Genomic DNA, 17,888 nt, shown 5'->3' on the forward strand with positions numbered 1-17,888 from the left:
TCATTCCCCATTCTAAATTCCTAATTTATTTTAGTGCCTCCCGAAACGCTGAGCGCTGCACGTAGTCCTGAAACTCCAGGTCTTCGGTAGCCTGAGTGGCGAGGTCGCGGTTGAGCTGCACGGCCTGGCGCAGCTCGGTGGCTAGGGTGGCTTCGTCGTGGCGGCGGGCGGCGGCCACGGCCAGGCCGTAGTGCGGCGCGGCGGCTTGCGGGCGCAGGTCGAGAGCCAGGCGGTACTGGGCGGCGGCGGCATCGTAAGCGCCGCTCTGCACCAGTACCAAGGCTTGGTTGAGATAGTTTTGGTAGCTGGGGCCGGCCAGGCGCAGGCTGGTGAGTGCCTGCTCGGGCTGACCTACCTGAATTTCGAGGGCCGCTTTATCCGAAAAAACCTTGCGCAGAATAGCGCGCGGCCCCCCCAGCTTAATGGCGTAGTCGTAGTCTTGCAGGGCCTCCAGGCGCTCTTGGGCGTGGTGGTGGGCCGAGGCGGCGCGGTAAAACAGCTCGGCCGTGGGGTGGCGGTGGGCGGCCAGCGTGAAGTTGACGGCCGCCCGGTGGTAGTAGTTCTGCTGCACCTTCAGGCTCGATTCTTTTTCGGCGCGCAGGGCCAGCACGGTGCCCAGGTTGTAAAAAGCCTCCCAGCGGGCAGTGCTGGCGGCGGCCAGCTCATAAATGCGCTGCTTCTCGGCTAGCAGTGGCGTAAGGGTGGCCGAGTAGCGCAGTTCCTCGGGCGTGAGGGCGTCGAGGGCGGCCTCTTTTTCCAAAATCTTCTTGCTCAGAATATATACCTCCGAGTCGTAGCGCGTTGGCGCGGTGTAGGTTACGGCCACCGTGCCCCAGCGCAGCACCGGGTAGATGTAGTCCTCCAGGTAATCGAAGTAGCTGAGCTTGTGCAGCGCCTTTTCCTTCTGGGCAAACGTGCCGCGCGTGTCGTTAATGATGCTCACCACCGAATCCTGCTGCGCGGGCTTCAGCACCGAGTTTTGTACCTGGTTGAGCAGCAACTCCCAACTGTTGCGGTAGGCTAGGGTATCAAACTTAATATTCTCAACCTTATTGAGATACGAAAAGCCTTTCACACGCTGCTTGTAGTAGTAGAGCAACATTTTGACGCGCTTGCTGGCCAGTGCTGGCTGGTGGGCATCGGTGGAATCGGGCGAGTGGCCGGCCGCGATGAGCACGCGCTGGGTGTGCTGGTTTTGGTCGATGAGGTCTTCGAGCGCCGCAATGTTGGTGCCTAGGTGCGAGCGGATAAACCACTGTCCCTGGTCAAAGAAAAGCGGCAGCGTGCGGGTGCCGCTCATCACATTGCTGGCCGACTCGGGCAGCAGCGCCAGCAGCGTATCCTCGATGACCACGCGGCGGGCCGGGTCGGCAATGCCGCGGGCCACAAGCGTTGCCGTTTTGGCAGTCAGCACCTTGCCGTGGGGCTTCAATTCGCGCACCTGGCCGCGGGCCATGAGCTGGCCCGGCGCGCGCTGCGGCGTATTAGGGATGGTAAAGCGGCGGCGGCTCACGAGGCGGCCTTTCACCGAATCGTCGTAGGTGAATTCACTTTGGGCAAACGAGAGGCGGCCCACCGTGTCGAGGCGCAGGTCGTGGTCGTATTGGTAAGTAAGCAGCACCTCATACACAGCCCCTTTGTGCAGGTGGCTACCCGCCACGCGGGCAGTGGCCTCAAAGGGCACGGCCTCGCCCACGGCCGTGAGTGGCGCGGGCTCCACGGTTACGCGGCGGCCGGTTTCGGCCGTTTGCAGCATCTTGGGTAGAGGCGAGCAGCCGGTGAGCAGCAGGGCCAGGAACAGGCTCGCCCAGCGGAGCTTACTTATTGAGTATAAATGCAAAACGAAGAAAAATGACGGCAGCTAACATAAGCCGGACAGTAACCCGGCCCGCGCCTTAACGTAAGAAGCGACCTAACGTTTGCTGCTGGTTAAGTTGTATCTTAGCCCAGCAAAGTTGCACCGCGCCGCCCAAACCTTCGTCCTATGCACCGCTTTACCGACTTCATCGAGGCCCAGTCTTTTGGGCTATGCTCGGCCCTGGGACAGCGCTGGGGATTCAGCACGCGCAGCATCCGGCTCTCGTTTGTGTACGCCTCGTTCTTCACGTTTGGTTCGCCCATTGTGCTGTACTTCGCCGGCGTGTTCTGGATGAATATCCGCCGGGCCTGGCGTCAGCAGCGTAGCACCGTGTGGGATTTGTAGCCCTCCCGAGCCTGCTATAAAACCCACGCCAACTTGGCGCTACTGCGCCAAGTTGGTAGGCACTTCGATGCTGTCAATCAGCCACTTGCCAGCCGGATTTTGAGACAAGGTGAAGTCAAGGCCTTCGCGCCAGCCCTCGTGCTGCTGGCCGCGGGCCTGCACGGTGGCACTGTCTTTTGTGGCGGCGTAACTGGTTAGCATAGTGCCTTTTTGTAGCTCTTCCAGCCGCGTGTCAGCCTCCTGCGATAGCATCAGCAGGTCGTAGCTAAAGCCTTCTGGTGGACCATCGTTTTGCGGGCGCCGCCGCAGTGTATCAGCGTAGCTGCCGATGTAGTCGCGCCAACCCTGCACATAGGCTGCCGAAAAATGCTTGCTTTGGCTTAGTCGGGCCAGCCAGTCGTCGGCCGCCGACATGTCTACCGCGTAAAATGTGGTACTATCCAGGCCACCACCCGTGATGAAATCGGCATTAAACTCGTCGTGGTGCGCCGCATACCATTGCAGGTAATCCTTCACAGCCAACTCGGGGGCAGTAGCGGGCTGGGCCGGTGAAGCAGCGACGGGCTTAGCGGGCTGGGCCGCCTGCTGGGTAGCTGGCGAAGAGCAGCCCAGCAGTCCCGCCATTATTAAAACCGGGTATACCTTACGCATCAGGAGTTAGTATCTGCTATAAATTACTGAAAAATAGTAAGTTACATGTTAATTAGCTGCGAGAATTTCTTCTTACCCTGCGCAAAGTACGCCCATACTAGGCTGCCCGCGTAGGTACCAGCCCGCTGGCGCACCAGCAGGCGCGGCTGGGCCAGGCGACGGCGCTGCCGCCAGTAACCGAACTTCTGGAAAAAGTGCCAATGCGCCCGGCCCACGGCCTGAGCTTCGGGCCAGTTGCCAGCCAGCAAAAAGCGCAAGGCGGCTACCCAGTCGAGCACCAGGCGTAGCGTAAAGGCGCTAGATAACTCGCTGGGAGCCGCGTTTTTATACAATAGCGCCAGCCCGTTGCGAAAGTTGAGGTAGGTTTTGCGGGGGCTGGATTTGGGGAGGGTGCCGCCGCCCACGTGGTGCACGCGGGTCCCGCCGTGGTACCAGATTTCGTAGCCCGCATTCTGGGCTCGCCAGCAGAAGTCAATCTCCTCCATGTGGGCAAAAAAGGCCGGTTCCAGGCCACCTAACTCGCGCCAGGCGCTGGCCCGTACCAGGCAGCAGGCACCGCTGGCCCAGGCTACGGGGCGTGGGTCGTCGTACTGGCCGTGGTCAGTTTCGAGGGTGTCGAAGAGGCGGCCCCGGCAAAACGGGTACGCCAGCTGGTCGAGGTAGCCGCCGCCGCCGCCCGCGTGCTCAAACAGCGTGGGGTCGCTGTAAGCCAGTATTTTAGGCTGCACGGCGGCAATGCGGGGGTTGGCTAGCAGCAACTCACGCAGGGGGGGCAGCCAGCCGGGCTGCACGTCCACATCGGAGTTGAGTAGCACAAAAAATGGGCTATCCAACTGGGCTAGTGCCTGGTTGTAACCTTCGCAAAAGCCCAGGTTTTCGGCAAAAAGCAGCAACTCCACTTCCGGGAAGCCGTGGCGCAACAGCGGCACCGAGTCGTCGGTGGAGGCATTGTCGGCCACTACCACGCGGGCCCCGGCCGCGTGGGTGAGTACGCCGGGCAAAAACTGCCGCAAAAAATGCTCGCCGTTGTAATTGAGAATCACAATGGCCACATCGGATGCGGGGCTTAATTGGGAATTGGGAAGCAGGAAGGATGAATTTCCCGAAGTATCTCCCGGGGGTAATTCGTCCTTCTTCCTTCCCAATCCTGAATTCAAATTCTCAGCTGCCAAAGTTGCTCAGGTCGAGGCCGGGGATGTTAGGCATCAAGCCACTGGTCTGGCGCTGAAGCTCTTGGCGCGCTTGCTCGGCGGCGGCTTCCGAAGCCTTATTTACGGCGGCAATCACGAGGTCGGGCAGCATTTCGCGGTCTTCGGGCGTGAGCAGCGAAGGGTCGATTTCGAGTTTCACGAGGATGCGGTGGCCGTTGACGGTGGCTTTTACCAAGCCGCCGCCCGCCTCGCCAGTGGCGGTAATGTGCTGAAGCTGCGCCTGGGCGGACTGCATTTTGTCTTGCAGCTCCTTCACCTTACCCATCATGCCCATCATGTCGAATGCCATAGTCGTAAAGAATAGTAGTTTCCGGCGCGCCGGAAAATGGTTGAGAAAGGATTGTGCCGGCCCCGCCCCAAGTGGGCGGGCGGCTGCCAGGGGCAACCCAGGCCGGCAAATTTAGTTCAAACCCGGGCCTGCGAAGGCCTGCCAGACTCCTATTTGACAGGCCTTGCGCAAGGTAGCTTTCCCGCTGAGTTACGCGGAGGTAAATCGCCGAGGTTCGCTGAGATTTTCTACTGCACTCCGCGAACCTCAGCAATTCGCCTCCGCGTAACTCAGCGGGAAAGCTAGCTGGTTAACTCCTGTTTAAGTAACTACAAAGAAACCCGCCCTGCGTAAACAAGGCGGGCTTCTCGGAAAGTATAATGAGCTGGCTACTTATTAATTAAACCATTTTTGCCAGGGCCGTTTTGAGGGCGGCCAGCACGGTGGGCAGCGCCTGCTCGGGGTGGGGGCCGAGGTGGATGTGCAGGGCGCGACGGCCGTTGTCGCGCAGAGCTTGCAGGTCGCCCTGGGCTTGGGCGTTCTCAAACGTGCCGAAGGTGTAGGTGCGGCCGGGCAGGGGCAGGTCCTGCGGGTGGTCGGCGGTGAACTGCACAAACAGGCCGCCGTTGGGGCCGCCCTTATGGTACTGGCCGGTGGAGTGCAGGAAGCGCGGGCCGTAGCCCGAAGTGGTGGCGATGCGCAGCTTGTCCTGCACCTGCTGGCGGAACTCGGCCAGGTTGGCGTTCAGCTTGTCCGACTCGTGCAGGTAGGCTTGCAGGGTCATGAAGTTGCCAGGCTGGGCCTGCTGGAAGAAAGCGAGCAGCACGCCGGCCGCATCGGTGCCGCCCGTGGGGCTGTAGTAGCTGATGCCATCGGCGGCGGCGGTGGGCTGGCCGGGGCTGGGCAGTTGGCCCTTCTCGGTCACTTCCTTCATCAGCTTGTCGGTAGCCGTTTTGGCGGCCTGCACGTTGGGCTGGTCGAAGGGGTTGATAGCCAAGATGATACCCGACACGGCCACCGCGATTTCCCAGCGATAGAACTCGCGGCCCAAATCCAGGGGTGCGCCTAGGCGGATGATGACAACCGGGTGGCCGGCGTCTTCCAGCGCCTTGAGCTTGTCGAGGCTGGCCTGGTCGGCGAAGTTGTCGTAGCCCACGTACACAAACACGCGGTCGGTGCCGTACTCGTCGGGGACACCCAAGGGCTCGCCGGCCACGGGCAAAATGCCTTTGCCCTCTTTACCAGTGCTTTCGGCCAGCAATTGCTCCAGCCACAAACCCAGGCTGCTGAGGGTGTCGGGGGTGATGAGGGTGAGCTTGTCGCGGCCCTGGGTGGCCAGGTAGCCGATGGCGGTGCCCAGTAGCAGGCCGGGGTTGTCGGCCACCGGGCCTTTGGCGCCGCAGGCTTGCATCATCTCCACCGCGCCGTGCAGCAGGGCTTCGATATCAATACCGTAGAGGGCAGCGGGCACCAGGCCGAAGTAGGTAAGCGCCGAAAAACGGCCGCCTACTTCGCTGAAGTTCAAGAAGATGTGGCGGTAGCCGTCGGCCGTGGCCTGGGTCACGAACTTGGAACCGGGGTCGGTGATGGCTACGAAGTTTTCGCCCGCCTTGTCGCCCTTGATGGCCTTTACCTTGTCGTAGAAATAATCGCCGAAAGCCAGCGGCTCGGCCGTGGTGCCCGACTTGCTGGCCACCACAAACAGGGTGTGTTCTAGGGGCAGCGTGGCCTCGAGGGCGGCTACGGTGCCGGGGTCGGTGGTATCGAGGATGGAGAGGGGCAGGCCGCCCTGGTCAAACGAGCGCTCGAACACGATGGGGGCCATGGTGCTGCCGCCCATGCCCATCACGACTACGTGCTGAAAACCAGCGACTTGCACTTCTTGCACAAACTGCTTGATTTCGGCCACGGCCTTGGTCATCACCTCGGGCGTGTCGAGCCAGCCCATGAAGCTGCGGATGCTCTGCTGGGCCTCGGCGTCCTGGGTCCACAGGGTGGCGTCTTTCTGCCAGAAGCGGGTGGTAAAATCGTGCGCGTTGAGGTCGGCGATTTTGGCGTCAATGGCCGGCTGGTACTGACCCAGGTGGTACGTAGCGGCAAATTGGGAGTCGGGCATGGGGAAAGTGTTGGTGGTCGGTTGGTTAATTGGTTGTTTGTGCTTGTTGGCTGAATCGTACTAAAGGAAGAACGTCATGCTGAGCTTGTCGAAGCATCTCTACCGCGCCGTGAGGATTAGTAATCCTAGCCGGCGTGGTAGAGATGCTTCGACAAGCTCAGCATGACGTTCTTTTTGGGTTGTCATATTCGTAAACGTATCATCTTAAAATAGTTACGGTACCAGTCTGGCTGAAATCCTGACCAGCCTCGTCGCGCAGCGTGAAGCGCCACACGTAGGCCGAACTGATGGGGGCGTGGCCCCGAATGGTGCCGTCCCAGGTTTGGCTGCGGTCGGTGGCCCGGAATACCTCCTGGCCATCGCGGTTGATTACTACGAAAACAAAGCCAGTTAGGTAGCGGCCTTTTAGCTCCAGCACGTCGTTGAGGCCGTCGCCGTTGGGCGTAAAGGCATTGGGCACCACCAGCAGCGGCCGCCGCGTGAGGCTGGCCACGTTGGAGTAGCTGACCGTGCCGGCCGGCAGCCCCGCGCCGCTCACCTGCACTCGGTAGCGCAGAATCTGGCGGTCGGTGGGCGGGGCGGGGTCAAGGTAGGTGAGGCCGGTGAGGGCGCCCGAGGTGGCCAGCACCGCGCCATCGGCGGCGAGGGTGAGCACGCGGTAGCTGACGCCCGTGGCCGGGCTGCCTGGCCCCCGAAAGGCCGACCAGCTGAGCTGCGCCGTGAGGCCATCGGGGTCGGCGGCGGCCACCGTGAGCAGGCTGGGGCAGGTAGGCTGGCTGGCGGCCGAGGTATTGCCGCAGATGTCGAGCAGGCGGGCGGTGTAGCAGGGTGGCGCGGCCAGCAGGGCAGCCAGGGTAGCGGGGTCGCGCAGGGTATCGGTGGCAGTGGGCACGGCCGCGAAGTCGAGCGCGCCCGGCCCGCCCCGGCGGCTATACAGCAACTGGCCGCCGGCGGGCAGGGCCGCGCCGCTGGCCTGGGTAGCCGTGAGGGTGAGGCGATTAGCCAGGTTGAAGCTGGCGTTGAGCAGCGGTGTGGGCGGGGGCAGGGTAGACACGGTAGCCACCGCCACCTCAGTGGATACCGATTGGCTGCCCCCGGCCACGGTGGCTTGCAAGCGGTAGGTGTAGCGGGTGCCGCAGGCCACGGCCGCGTCGGCGTAGCTGGTGGCCGTGGCGGGCAGGGTAGTGAGCGCGGCGCCATCGCGCAACACTGTGTAGCCGGTAACGGGCCCGGCCGTTTGCCAGGTCAGGTTATTGACGTTGTTGAGCGAGGCGGCGCTGAGCGCGATGGTGGGCACCAAGGCCGAAAACGCCGAATCGGTGCGGCACACGTCGCGGCGGCCCAGGCGGTACTGGCCCGCCGCGGCCGCGGCCAGGGTGAGCGTGCCACTACCCGCTATGCCGGCCTGCACCCGCCGGAAGCCGGAGGGGCTGCTGGCATCGGCCCGCTGCACGTCGTAGATATAGCCAGTGGGTAAGTTACTGATATCGAGTGAGATGCTGCCGGGTAGCGCACCCTGCACCGTGAGGCGGCTGAGGGTGGGCGTTTGGGGCGCGGCCAGGGTGGGTACCGGTTGGGTGGCCTGGCCGCTGCACAGGCCATTGGTGAGATAGCGGCCAATGATGGTGACGCTGCTGCCCGCCGCGGCCGGGAGCGTGGTGGTGCTGCCCGCCGCCAGCGGCCCGATGAGCGCCCCGCCGCCGACTTGGGCAAAATACTGGTCGTAGCCGCTGGCGGTGAGGGTCAGTGCGACGGTGTTGTTCAGGCAAGCAGCTAGCGTGAAACTGGGGGCCGGTGCGGCAACTACTTGAAAATTGCGCACATATACCGTGCCTGTGCCGCCGCCGCTGCCGGGCGCGGGGTTAGCTAGCTCCGAGATAGTGAATGGGCCGGGCGTGGTGGGGGTGAACGTGTTGTTAGCTAGCTGGGCAGGGATAAAGTTGCAGTTGGCCGGTGTGGCGTTAGTGCCAGCTAAGGCATTATAATACAATAAATTAGCTGCTACGGTGCGGCCGCAGCTCAGGTCGAAGCGTACGGCCCGGCCCACGCATAGCGCCTGCACTTCCTGGCCCGTGGCTACGTCGATGGCTACAAAGGGCGTGGCGCAGCCCGCGGGCGGGGTATTGATGGTGCATTGGGCCAGAGCCGGCTCGGCTGGTGCCAGCAGCGCTCCCGCCAGAAGCAAGGCGGGCAGGACCTGGCGCAGTATGGAAAGAAAAAACGGTTTCATGCTCACAGCAACGCCTTTTTAAGCCCAGTCGTACTCCCGCACGAAGCGGGTAGCGCGGTGCAAGTCGGGGGAGAGCACCTGGTCGCGCGACACGAAGGTAACCACCTCGCGGAAGGCGGCCGCCACGGCTTCCAGGGCCGGGCTGCTGCGCGGGAAGCCCGACCCCACAGCCCGGCGCAGGTCCAGCGCCTGCACCGCCGTGAGCAGCTCAATACCCAGGATTTGCTCTACGTTATCAACCACCCGGCGGGCCTGGGTGGCGGCGTTGGCGCCCATGCTCACGTGGTCGGCCTGGCCGTGGCTGCCTGGGTAGCTGGCGGCGCTGGCGGGCGTGCACAGTTGTTGGTTTTGGCTCACCAGGCTGGCGGCGGTGCGCGGCGGCATCAGCAGGCCCACGTTTGGCCCCGGCTCGGCCACCAGGAAAGCCGGCAGCCCACGCTTCCCCGAAATAAGCTGGCTGGTGCGGCGCTCCGAGATGCTGCCCAGCTCGGCCACGGCCAGCGCCAGGTGGTTGAGGGCCAGGGCCAACGGCTGTCCGTGAAAGTTGCCCCCGCTCAGGATAAGGTCTTCATCGGGGAAGATATTGGGGTTGTCCGTCACCGAGTTGCACTCGATTTCGATGGTTTGGGCCACGTAGGCCACCGCGTCGCGGCTGGCCCCGTGCACCTGCGGCTGGCACCGGAAGGAGTAGGGGTCCGGCCCGCCATCGCGGGGCTGGGCTGGCAGCCCGGAGCCGGCCAGCAGCCCGCGCAGGCGAGCGGCCACCAGCGCCTGCCCGGCGTGCGGCCGCAGGCGCTGCACGCTTTCGGCAAACGGCTGCCCCTGCCCCCCAAAGGCCTCCGTGGAGAGCGCCCCAATCACGTCGGCCGCGTTGAGCAGGCGCTGGGTGCGCTCCAGCGCCTCGGTGGCGTAGGCCAGCATAAACTGCATACCGGTGAGCAGCGCCAGCGCTTCGTTGGCTTGGAGCGGCAACGGCTCCCAGCCAAATAGACTGTTGACGTCGCTAGCCGCCAGCCGGTAGCCCTGGTAGTTGACTTCACCTAAACTCAGCAGCGGCAGGCTCAGGTGCGCCAGCGCGGCTTGGGCGCCTTGCTCGTACACCACGGGCCACACATCGCGGTTGAAGTAGTCGAGCAGGCGCTTGGCCGTAGCCACTGCCACGCCGCTGTGGCCGTAGCTCAGGCTCTGCACTTTTAGCAGCAGCATGCGGCGCACCAAGGCAGTAGGTACCTCGGCTCCGGTGCCGCAGGCGTGTGACATCAGTAGGTTTACTTGCAGCTGGGCTTGTTCATGTGGCTGAATAACAGTAGTATGCGCAAGGTCAAGACCCGAGTTGACGCCCTCAATGGGCTGGTCGGGGGCGGCGGCCAGGCGGTGGTGCAGGTAGTCGTAGCCGGCCTGCATGCAGGCCACAGCCTCGGCGGGCAGCGTAAGCGCCTCGCGGCTTTGGAAGGCGGCGGCCAGCTCGGGCAGGGTGAGCGCGTGGGCGAGGGAGAGGAGGGGCATAGGTTGCAAAAGTAGCCCGCCGGGCCACGGGGCCGGCCACTCAGTTGCCGTCCGATGGGTGGTTGTAGGTTGAAATAGGTCGACCCCGGTAGGCTCGGGCTACAGGCTGATTTTCACGCTTACGCCCTCCGAGTAATTCTTAAATTTCAGGAGTAGCGTGTTAGTTTGGGCGTCCCAGGTGTGGGTGGTTGGCTCGGCCTGCGCTTGGCGGGTGGCGGCTATTTGCGTGGGTTTGGCCGGCAGCAGAATCCGCATCACGTTGTTGGTATTGGCCGGACTTTTAGCCAAAAACGACACGCTGGTTTTCTGCACCTTGAAGTCGTACACCCGGGCCGCGGCCGCCAGCACCTGGGGCGTTTTAGTGGCCGGGCCGGGCGCGAGCCGGTACAGAAAAGCCTGCTGGCCGGGCGCCACCGACTTGGCCGGCAGCACCGGCAGCTCGGGGTCGTAGAGGTCCAGCAAGGGGCCCTGAATGACCAATGGCTGCTGGTTCTCATTCTCATCCAGCACGGCGGCGAGGGTGTAGGGGCCGCGGTCGAGGCGGTAGGAGTTTTTGAAGGCGAGCGGGCCCGCGTGGGCATCGCGCTCGTAAGCCGTTTGGATTTGCTGCACGAAGGGCTGGTCGGCCTGGGCCTGCATGGCCAGCTCCTTGGGGTCGGTGCGCGTTACGTACACTTTGCCCCGGCCGTAGGCGTAGGCGGCATCAGTTTTAGTGAGTGGTAAGTGCATGATTTCCAGCAGGTGCGCCAGGGGCGTGGCGTAGTGCAGGGGGGCGGTGTTCCACCACTCTTTCACCTGCTGAAACGGGTCGGCATCGCGGCCATAGTACACTAGCACGCCGCCGGCTTTCACCCACTCGGCCAGCTTTTCGTGCACCAGGGCCGAGGTCGGCTTCATGTTGGCGTAGGACATTACCAGCACCTTGGTATCGCGCAGGGCCTCGGGGTAGGCCAGGTTTTCCATGTGCACCAGGCCCACTGGCACGCCGCGCTTGAAGAGGGGCAGCGCCAGGCCGTAGAAGTTGGACAGCAGCGGGTCTTCGTAGCCTTTGTGGGTGGGGAAGCGCTGAAACATCATCGAGTTGCCGAGCAGCACCGCCACGCCCTGGCTGCCGCTCATGTGGGTGGCGGCCCGGGGCATGGTGTTCAGGGCGTTAATCATCACCTGCATTTGGGTGGCGTAGGCGGGCGCAATGGGCTGCGGCTCGGCCTGGCCCTCCACCGGAAACTTGCCCAGGTAAATGCGATTAGGCCAGGGCATTACCTCAAAGTGATTGACGGTCGGAAACATCAGCTCGGCCGTGAAGGTGGCCTCGTAGTTGCGCTTGTAATCGTCCCAGCTGCGCACCCCGTCCTCGATGGGGTCGGTGAGAAAGTAGACCGTTTTTTTGGTGGGCGCCGTCATCGACAGCACCGAGCTATATTCCAGAAACGCGTTTTCAAACACCCGCTCCTTCTTCACGCCGCGGAAGTAATTGGGCACGCGGGCCGTGCCGGTCCACACCTGGGCAATGTAGCCGTCCATGCCGGGCAGCGCCGCCAGGCTGGCCTCGGGGCTCACAATTTCCCAGGCCGAGTAATTGAGCAGCGAGTGGGTGGGCACGAAGCACTTCACGCGCCGGCCCTTGCTTTCGCTGTAGCTTTTGGCGTAAGAAAACAGCTCCTTCAACGCGTTGAAATACAGCTGGTACTTGAGCTTGGACGACAAGTACGTGGCCTCCGGCGATGCGTGCTGCGGCTGCCAGGGCGCGTGGTAGTAGGCCTGCCACTCCTGCTTGAAGGTTTCGCTGTAACCACCGCGCGCCCAAAACTCGGGCTCCTCCAGGTAAATGGCCGTCACCCCAGGTCAATGGCCTGCTTGACCTGGGTTTTCATGTAGGCCAAATAAGATTGCGAGGGCACTACGTAGGGCACCGTGGGCCCGTGCAGAATAGGGGTGCCGTCGCGCTCCGTTTGCAAGTCGCCGGGGTGGGTTTTGCCATCAAACCGGCCGTCGAAATAGGACTGGTAGTTGCCCCAGGCAATGCCGGTCATAAACTGCACGTCGTAGCCTTTGCCCGCCCACGAAGCCGCCCGCGCCGGAAAGTCATCGCCGATGCCGTAGAGCATCACAATGTCGGCGCGCACGTCTACGGCGGCACTCCAGGGCTGGTCAATCTGAAAGGAAGTTGTTTCGGCCTTGGGGCGGGGAGCCTGGGCAATAGCTTGGCTGCTAACTAGAAAAGCCAACCCCAGCGAAACGTGCTTTATCATGCCGCAAAGTAGCGCCTAAAACGGTTTAGCAAACTACTGGCGGCGCTCAACTTGCCTGGTGTAGCGCGGACTTTTAGTCCGCGCTACACCAGGTGGCTTGGTACTCGCGGACTAAAAGTCCGCGCTACTTGCTTGGCTGTACACTGATTCCGAAACGTCTCTAACCTTCACTACCCGCACGGCTAGCGTTTCAACTCGGCTACTAGCCACGCCTGAGCTTCGGGGCCGGCTACTTGCGCCACCGTAGCGAGAAACCCGGTAGTCGTGCTCGTTTTCTGGGCGGCCGTTTGGGCCAGCATAGTCAGGAACAGCTCCGTGCCAACGCGCTGGTGCAGCGCGGCTAAGATGCCGGTGCCCTTGTTGTAAATGACCCGTCGATACAGGGGAAACGGGTGCTGGTAGCGGTCGAACCCCCAGAGCGGGGGCGTGCCGGCTGCCGAGGCGGCCAGGCGGGCCAGTTCGGCCCGGTACCCGGCTTCGTCGCCGCTGGCTTGCAGGTATAAAAGGCTCGAATAGGTAGCAAATGCTTCGCTGAGCCAGCCGTTTTCATCGTGAAACGAGCCGTAGGCCCACCACTTGTGGCTTAGCTCGTGGGCCAGAATCAGCAAATCTTCCTGCGTAGTAACGTCAAAGGAGGTGTAGGTGATAACGGTGGCATCGTCGAGCAGCCCGTAGGCCCCGCTGTTGGTGCCGGGCAGGAAAATGGTAAACCGCCCTATGGGGTCCTGCCGGCCGATGGTGCGGTTGTAAAACGCTACAATGGCTTCGGCTTGGTGCAGCAGCACCGTATCGGGCCGGGCCAGGGGGGCGCCCGTTTTCACCAGCGTAATGGGTGGGGTCGAGGCCGACGTGCTTTGGTAGAAGTGCTGCGCCAGGAAGGCAGTGGGCTCAATGTGGCTGGTGGTGCCGCGAAACACCCACTCGCCGGGCCGTTGCCGCACGGCCGCGGTGGTGCTGCGCACCTGGTAGGCGGCCGGAGCTTGCACCACCAGCTCATACGCCACCAGTTCATATTCGGCATAGGGCCGGAAAGGTAGCCAGCTGCTGTGGCCGCTAAAGACGGCCACTTGGTCCGTGAATTCTCCCTTGGCCAGCGTGCCTGCGTACGTGAGCTCCACCTGCCGCCGCCGCGGGTGGGGCGCGTAGCGCACCTGCACCTGGTGCACCGTGTCGCCCGTGTACACCATGGTGGTGACCCGCTGCTGCCGCGCCTGGGTACTGCGCACGCGCAGCAGCTTGTACGCATGGTTCAGGTTCAACTGCACTACGGAGGTCGTATCCGAGGCGGGCAGCGTGAACTGGTAGCGGCAGGTAAAGGAACGGGTGCCCGGTGCCACCTGCAAGCGGATGCGCACAATGGGCGTGGCCCGGCTAGCGAAGGTGCCGCCGCAAATAAGTAGTACGAGCAGCCAGCAGTAGATTGGAGGAGAAGACATTGGCTGCAAAGTAAGTGAGGTGGCCCTCATGCAGTAGGTTGGCCGTCCGCCGCTAGCTACTCTTAGGCGCGGCCCAGGTGCAAATTGTCTATAACTCCGCCCGCCCGCCCGCCAGGCCCGCAACCGGCGCCCGCCAATCAGGTATAAAGACCAATACTATTCCCACCGCCCCGGTGGCCTGCCCTATGTTGCTTCCTCCCACCTTGGCCACTGCCGCTCTCGACCCCGACCCGGCCCAACTGCCCGATGCCCATGAGCGCACCCGCGTTGTGGCGGCGGCCCGCGAGCTCTACTTGCAGCAGGGTATTGCCGAGGTGTCGATGGCCGACATTGGCCGCCACCTGCGCATGCCCGAGCACGCGGTGCGCCGGTGGTTTGCGGATAAAACGCCCCTGGTGGAGGCCGTGGTCGATGCCCACGCCATGTTTATCCACACCGAGCTGTTTCGCCACAAGGAGCACTGCTCCACCGCTGTGGAGGAGCTGCTGATACTGCGCAACTGGATAAGCCAGGAAATGAAGGTGAGCCTCAGCCCATTTTTTCAGCAGCTAGCGGCCGACTACCCCGCCTGCCGCCAGCGCTGGCAGGCCTACATGACGAGTTTCCCAGTGGAGCACCTGCGCAACAACCTGCGCTGGGGCATCCTCCAGGACCTCTACCACGCTACCCTGGACATGGACGTGCACGTAGAGCGCTGGTTTGCGCAAGTGCGCACCCTGGGCGCACCCGAAGCCGCTGGCGTGGAGAGTGCCGAAGCGCACCGGGCGATGCTGGACGTATTTATGGCTGGCATTACCACGCCAGCGGGCGCGCTGGTAGCGCGCCGTCTGCAAGAGGCACATCCGTTTTATTAGCTTGGTAATGAGATAGTAACGCCAAAAGATACGTTCCGCTACTATAGGCCCCGCGCCCACAGCATGCGGGCCAGTGGGGTGCCGGGGCGCACCAGCGGGCGCAGCTCGCGGTAGGGGATGAGGACGGTGTAAAAAGGCATCATGCCGCCCGGTGATTCGTACAGGCTGAAGGGCGAATACGTAGCCTCCAGCCCCGCCGCGGTTAGAGTCAGGTCGTCGGCGCTGTCTTCCTCCAGGTCGGGTAGCGGTACCAGTTGGCTCGGGTTTTCGTATTTGTTGCGCCAGCGCCATTCGTTGTTGTGCTCTTTATTTACTTCGTCGAATTGGGGGTTGTCGTCGTGCAGTAAGTGGGCGCTGAGTAAGCGGCGCAGGGGCCGCTCGTAGCCGGGCCGCAGCTGGCTGGCTACCGTCAGGGGCTGGCCCGTGGCTACGGCAAAGAGGGCACTTTGGGCGTCGTTCTGGTGCTGGCCGCCAAAGGGTAATGCATCGTAGCTGATTTGGTAGCTAAAGAGGCCGAAGTCATTGAGGGTCACTTCTAGCCATACGTGGGCATCAGCATCGCTTTCGCGCCCGGCCAGCATTTGCCGGCGGCGAATGGCTGGGCTCGAGGCCAGCACGCGCTGTAGCTTACCCGGCACTGCCGCGGGTTGCGTCAGCGTCAGGAAGGTGCGCTCGTACGTAAGCACGCGACCGCGGATTGGGTCGGGCTCGGGTGGCCCACCAGTTAGCAACAGATTCTGAAGGGTATAGCGCACGGCTCCCGCGTAGCTTTCGTGCAGCACGAAGGCCTGCGCCGGCTGGCCAGGCCGCACCCAGCTGCCCGCCAGCACCGCGCCGGGCGGGCCACTTGTGAACTGCCAGGTGCCAGCCGGCTCGTAGTAGTTGGACGGGCTACCAGTAACCGCCAGCGCCAGCGCCTTGGCTTTAACGCGGGGCTTTTGGTAGGTGAGGCCATACACGTTGGGGCGGCGGTGGTAGTAAAAGCCACCCATGACGGAATCGGGCCGCTGCCAGCGCAGCTCTACGGTAACGGCTTGGCTCCCAACGGTACCCGTGTAGCGGTGCGCGTGCTCGGGTCGCTGCTCAGTGAGCTTTAAAGGGCGGGGGCGCGCCACGGGCGCGGCGCCAGTAGCCACCACCAAGGTGCCTACTAAAAAAACGCACCGGCCCTTACCCGGCCGGTGCGTTTTTGGAAAGGGCTCATACTGTGAGCGCGCTCACTACCTCGTCCATTGCCAAGGTTTTCTCCTCGCCGGTTTTCATGATTTTGATTTTGGCCAGGCCGGCGGCCAGCTCCTCGGGGCCCAGCACTAGCACCAGCGGAATGCCCTTGGCATCGGCGTACTTGAACTGTTTTTGCAGCTTGCTAGCGTCGGGGTAGAGCTCGGCCGGGATGCCGGCGGCGCGCAACTCGGCCAGCAGGGGCAGGGCGGCGCGGCCGCTGGCCGCGTCGAAGTGCGTGAGCAGTACGCGGGTGGGCGTTTCGGCGGTTTCGGTGAACAGCTCCAGGCTTTCGAGGCAGTCGTAGAGGCGGTCGACGCCGAAGGAAAAGCCCACGCCGCTCACGCCCGGCAGGCCAAAGCTGCCCGTGAGGTTGTCGTAGCGGCCGCCACCACTCACGCTGCCCATGGCCACGTTGTTGATTTTGACTTCGAAGATGCAGCCCGTGTAGTAGCTCAGGCCGCGGGCCAGGGTGGGGTCAAACTCCAGCCGGTCGAACTGCCGGAAGCCGCTGGCTTGCAGCAGGTCGCGCACTTCGGCCAGCTCGTTGAGGCCGCGGTAGTAGGCGGCGTCATCGTCGTCGTCGCTGTCGTCGGTGGGGCGCAGGCCGTCAGGTTCCACGCCGGCCGTCACGAAGCCCACCATCAGGCGCTCCAGCTTTTCGGCGTAGTCGCCCTCCACGCCCAGCAGGGCAAACAGGATGTCGATGGTGGGCTCCGTAAAGCCCTTGGCCAGCAGCTCGCGGCCCACGCCGTCGCGCCCGATTTTGTCGAGCTTGTCGATGGCCACGAACAGGTCCGTCTCCTTGCCTTCGCCGCCCAACGCCTGGTAAATGTTGCGCAGTACCCCGCGGTGGTTGATTTTGATGGTAAAGTCTTCCAGGCCCAGGCCATTGAGCACTTGCGCCATCATGAGCACAATTTCGGCTTCGCAGAGCAGCGAGTTGGTACCCACCACGTCGGCGTCGCACTGGTAAAACTCGCGGTAGCGGCCGCGCTGGGGCTTATCGGCGCGCCACACGGGCTGCATTTGGTAGCGCTTGAAGGGGAAGGTGAGCGTGCCGCGGTTCATGGCCACGTAGCGGGCAAAGGGCACGGTGAGGTCGTAGCGCAGGCCCTTTTCGGCAATTTTGGGTAGCACGGCTTTGGGGCCGGCGTCGAGGTCTTCGGCCGTTACGAGGGGCGTGATTTCGCCGCGGCGCTCCTTCACCAGGAAGTTGCCGGAGTTCAGCACTTTGAAGAGCAGCTGGTCGCCCTCATCGCCATACTTGCCGGTGAGCACCGACAGGTTTTCGAGCGTCGGGGTTTCGAGCGGGGCGTAGCCAAACGTTTCGAACGTGCGGCGGATAACGTTGAAAATGTGCTGGCGGCGCGCCACCTGGGCGGGGCCAAAATCGCGGGTGCCTTGCGGAATGCTGGGTTTTTCCATGTCGGCGCAAAGGTAAGGGGAGGGCTCGGGCACCGGGGCAACCGGCTACTGCGGCATGCTGGCTGGCGGCGTGCCCGCCCGGGCCCCGCTGGTCACGGCGTTTACCTCCGCGCCCTTGGGCATGCCAATGGCATCGTGGGGCCGCCGGCGGGCGCTGTCGCGGGTGGCGGCGGCCTGGCGGCCAGCGGTCGTTTTGGTGGGGTCCACGCCGTAGGGGGTGCCGTCGGGCTTGTTGCCACAGGCCGTGAGCAGCAGTGCTGCACAGGCGAGTGCCGCCCAGGAAAACGATGCAGACAAGGAGGCGCGCATGAAGACTTGATGAAGTAATGCCTTATACGTGGTAAGCGGCTCTTGGATGCCGCGGCCGCGGCTTGGCCCGCCGTGGCCGCCGGTCTTCACGGCAGCTTTTTTGCTGCGTCAAATGTCACAAATAGTGATGCTCTCGGTAAAGGTAAGACAGGTTAAGTAAATGTAAATCAAGTAATAAATTAAAATTATAACTTGATTTACAT

Annotated in this window: 15 protein-coding genes; 2 read left to right on the forward strand and 13 right to left on the reverse strand. The window is 63.1% G+C overall.

Features of this window, described 5'->3' with window-relative positions; genetic code table 11:
* Positions 1-25: 25 nt before the first annotated feature.
* Entirely contained in the window at positions 26-1,840 is a 1,815-nt protein-coding gene (locus ACYVGC_RS18645; protein WP_460585367.1) for a tetratricopeptide repeat protein, read from the reverse strand.
* A gap of 144 nt (positions 1,841-1,984) precedes the next feature.
* On the opposite strand from ACYVGC_RS18645, the gene ACYVGC_RS18650 reads away from it, so the two are divergent.
* Positions 1,985-2,203, forward strand: a complete 219-nt coding sequence (locus ACYVGC_RS18650; protein ID WP_460585368.1) for a PspC domain-containing protein — start codon at positions 1,985-1,987, stop codon at positions 2,201-2,203.
* A gap of 39 nt (positions 2,204-2,242) precedes the next feature.
* On the opposite strand, the gene ACYVGC_RS18655 is transcribed toward ACYVGC_RS18650, so the two are convergent.
* The 9 genes from ACYVGC_RS18655 to ACYVGC_RS18695 form a co-directional block, all read right to left on the reverse strand.
* The gene (locus ACYVGC_RS18655; protein ID WP_460585369.1) at positions 2,243-2,827 is read right to left on the reverse strand and encodes a hypothetical protein; all 585 of its coding nucleotides are present in this window, start codon (positions 2,825-2,827) and stop codon (positions 2,243-2,245) included.
* Between the two features lie 68 nt (positions 2,828-2,895).
* On the reverse strand, positions 2,896-3,906 hold the full coding sequence (locus tag ACYVGC_RS18660; RefSeq protein WP_460585370.1) for a glycosyltransferase family 2 protein: 1,011 nt from the start codon (positions 3,904-3,906) through the stop codon (positions 2,896-2,898).
* Positions 3,907-4,015: 109 nt separating this feature from the next.
* On the reverse strand, positions 4,016-4,354 hold the full coding sequence (locus tag ACYVGC_RS18665; RefSeq protein WP_460585371.1) for a YbaB/EbfC family nucleoid-associated protein: 339 nt from the start codon (positions 4,352-4,354) through the stop codon (positions 4,016-4,018).
* Positions 4,355-4,733: 379 nt separating this feature from the next.
* Positions 4,734-6,449: a hypothetical protein gene (locus tag ACYVGC_RS18670; protein WP_460585372.1), complete on the reverse strand. Its 1,716-nt coding sequence runs from the start codon at positions 6,447-6,449 to the stop codon at positions 4,734-4,736.
* A 199-nt stretch (positions 6,450-6,648) separates the two neighbouring features.
* Complete coding sequence (locus ACYVGC_RS18675) at positions 6,649-8,679, reverse strand: gliding motility-associated C-terminal domain-containing protein (RefSeq protein WP_460585373.1); 2,031 nt, start codon at positions 8,677-8,679, stop codon at positions 6,649-6,651.
* A gap of 18 nt (positions 8,680-8,697) precedes the next feature.
* Complete coding sequence (locus ACYVGC_RS18680) at positions 8,698-10,185, reverse strand: HAL/PAL/TAL family ammonia-lyase (protein WP_460585374.1); 1,488 nt, start codon at positions 10,183-10,185, stop codon at positions 8,698-8,700.
* A 99-nt stretch (positions 10,186-10,284) separates the two neighbouring features.
* Positions 10,285-12,024, reverse strand: coding sequence for a type 1 glutamine amidotransferase family protein (locus ACYVGC_RS18685; RefSeq protein ID WP_460585375.1), 1,740 nt, complete (start codon positions 12,022-12,024; stop codon positions 10,285-10,287).
* Positions 12,021-12,437: a hypothetical protein gene (locus ACYVGC_RS18690; protein ID WP_460585376.1), complete on the reverse strand. Its 417-nt coding sequence runs from the start codon at positions 12,435-12,437 to the stop codon at positions 12,021-12,023. The genes ACYVGC_RS18685 and ACYVGC_RS18690 overlap by 4 nt, the downstream gene beginning before the upstream one ends.
* A 182-nt stretch (positions 12,438-12,619) precedes the next feature.
* Complete coding sequence (locus ACYVGC_RS18695) at positions 12,620-13,873, reverse strand: M1 aminopeptidase family protein (protein ID WP_460585377.1); 1,254 nt, start codon at positions 13,871-13,873, stop codon at positions 12,620-12,622.
* 185 nt (positions 13,874-14,058) lie between these two features.
* On the opposite strand from ACYVGC_RS18695, the gene ACYVGC_RS18700 reads away from it, so the two are divergent.
* Entirely contained in the window at positions 14,059-14,727 is a 669-nt protein-coding gene (locus tag ACYVGC_RS18700) for a TetR/AcrR family transcriptional regulator (RefSeq protein ID WP_460585378.1), read from the forward strand.
* A 41-nt stretch (positions 14,728-14,768) separates the two neighbouring features.
* Here the strand turns inward: ACYVGC_RS18700 and ACYVGC_RS18705 are convergent, their stop codons facing one another.
* From ACYVGC_RS18705 to ACYVGC_RS18715, 3 genes are all read right to left on the reverse strand, one after another.
* On the reverse strand, positions 14,769-15,866 hold the full coding sequence (locus ACYVGC_RS18705; protein WP_460585379.1) for a hypothetical protein: 1,098 nt from the start codon (positions 15,864-15,866) through the stop codon (positions 14,769-14,771).
* A 61-nt stretch (positions 15,867-15,927) separates the two neighbouring features.
* A complete protein-coding gene (gene hisS, locus ACYVGC_RS18710; RefSeq protein ID WP_460585380.1) occupies positions 15,928-17,376 on the reverse strand; it encodes a histidine--tRNA ligase in 1,449 nt (482 codons plus the stop codon).
* A gap of 45 nt (positions 17,377-17,421) precedes the next feature.
* Positions 17,422-17,685 (reverse strand): hypothetical protein, encoded by a 264-nt coding sequence (locus ACYVGC_RS18715; protein ID WP_460585381.1) that lies wholly within the window; start codon positions 17,683-17,685, stop codon positions 17,422-17,424.
* Positions 17,686-17,888 lie beyond the last annotated feature (203 nt).

Source organism: Hymenobacter arcticus (genome assembly GCF_054779975.1).

What these genes read in the sequence shown, in the direction of transcription:
- ACYVGC_RS18650 (WP_460585368.1), top strand. Translation starts at nt 1,985, where the DNA reads ATGCACCGCTTTACCGACTTCATCGAGGCCCAGTCTTTTGGGCTATGC.
- ACYVGC_RS18655 (WP_460585369.1), bottom strand. Translation starts at nt 2,827, where the DNA reads ATGGCGGGACTGCTGGGCTGCTCTTCGCCAGCTACCCAGCAGGCGGCC.
- ACYVGC_RS18665 (WP_460585371.1), bottom strand. Translation starts at nt 4,354, where the DNA reads ATGGCATTCGACATGATGGGCATGATGGGTAAGGTGAAGGAGCTGCAA.
- ACYVGC_RS18670 (WP_460585372.1), bottom strand. Translation starts at nt 6,449, where the DNA reads ATGCCCGACTCCCAATTTGCCGCTACGTACCACCTGGGTCAGTACCAG.
- ACYVGC_RS18675 (WP_460585373.1), bottom strand. Translation starts at nt 8,679, where the DNA reads ATGAAACCGTTTTTTCTTTCCATACTGCGCCAGGTCCTGCCCGCCTTG.
- ACYVGC_RS18680 (WP_460585374.1), bottom strand. Translation starts at nt 10,185, where the DNA reads ATGCCCCTCCTCTCCCTCGCCCACGCGCTCACCCTGCCCGAGCTGGCC.
- ACYVGC_RS18690 (WP_460585376.1), bottom strand. Translation starts at nt 12,437, where the DNA reads ATGATAAAGCACGTTTCGCTGGGGTTGGCTTTTCTAGTTAGCAGCCAA.
- ACYVGC_RS18695 (WP_460585377.1), bottom strand. Translation starts at nt 13,873, where the DNA reads ATGTCTTCTCCTCCAATCTACTGCTGGCTGCTCGTACTACTTATTTGC.
- ACYVGC_RS18700 (WP_460585378.1), top strand. Translation starts at nt 14,059, where the DNA reads ATGTTGCTTCCTCCCACCTTGGCCACTGCCGCTCTCGACCCCGACCCG.
- hisS (WP_460585380.1), bottom strand. Translation starts at nt 17,376, where the DNA reads ATGGAAAAACCCAGCATTCCGCAAGGCACCCGCGATTTTGGCCCCGCC.
- ACYVGC_RS18715 (WP_460585381.1), bottom strand. Translation starts at nt 17,685, where the DNA reads ATGCGCGCCTCCTTGTCTGCATCGTTTTCCTGGGCGGCACTCGCCTGT.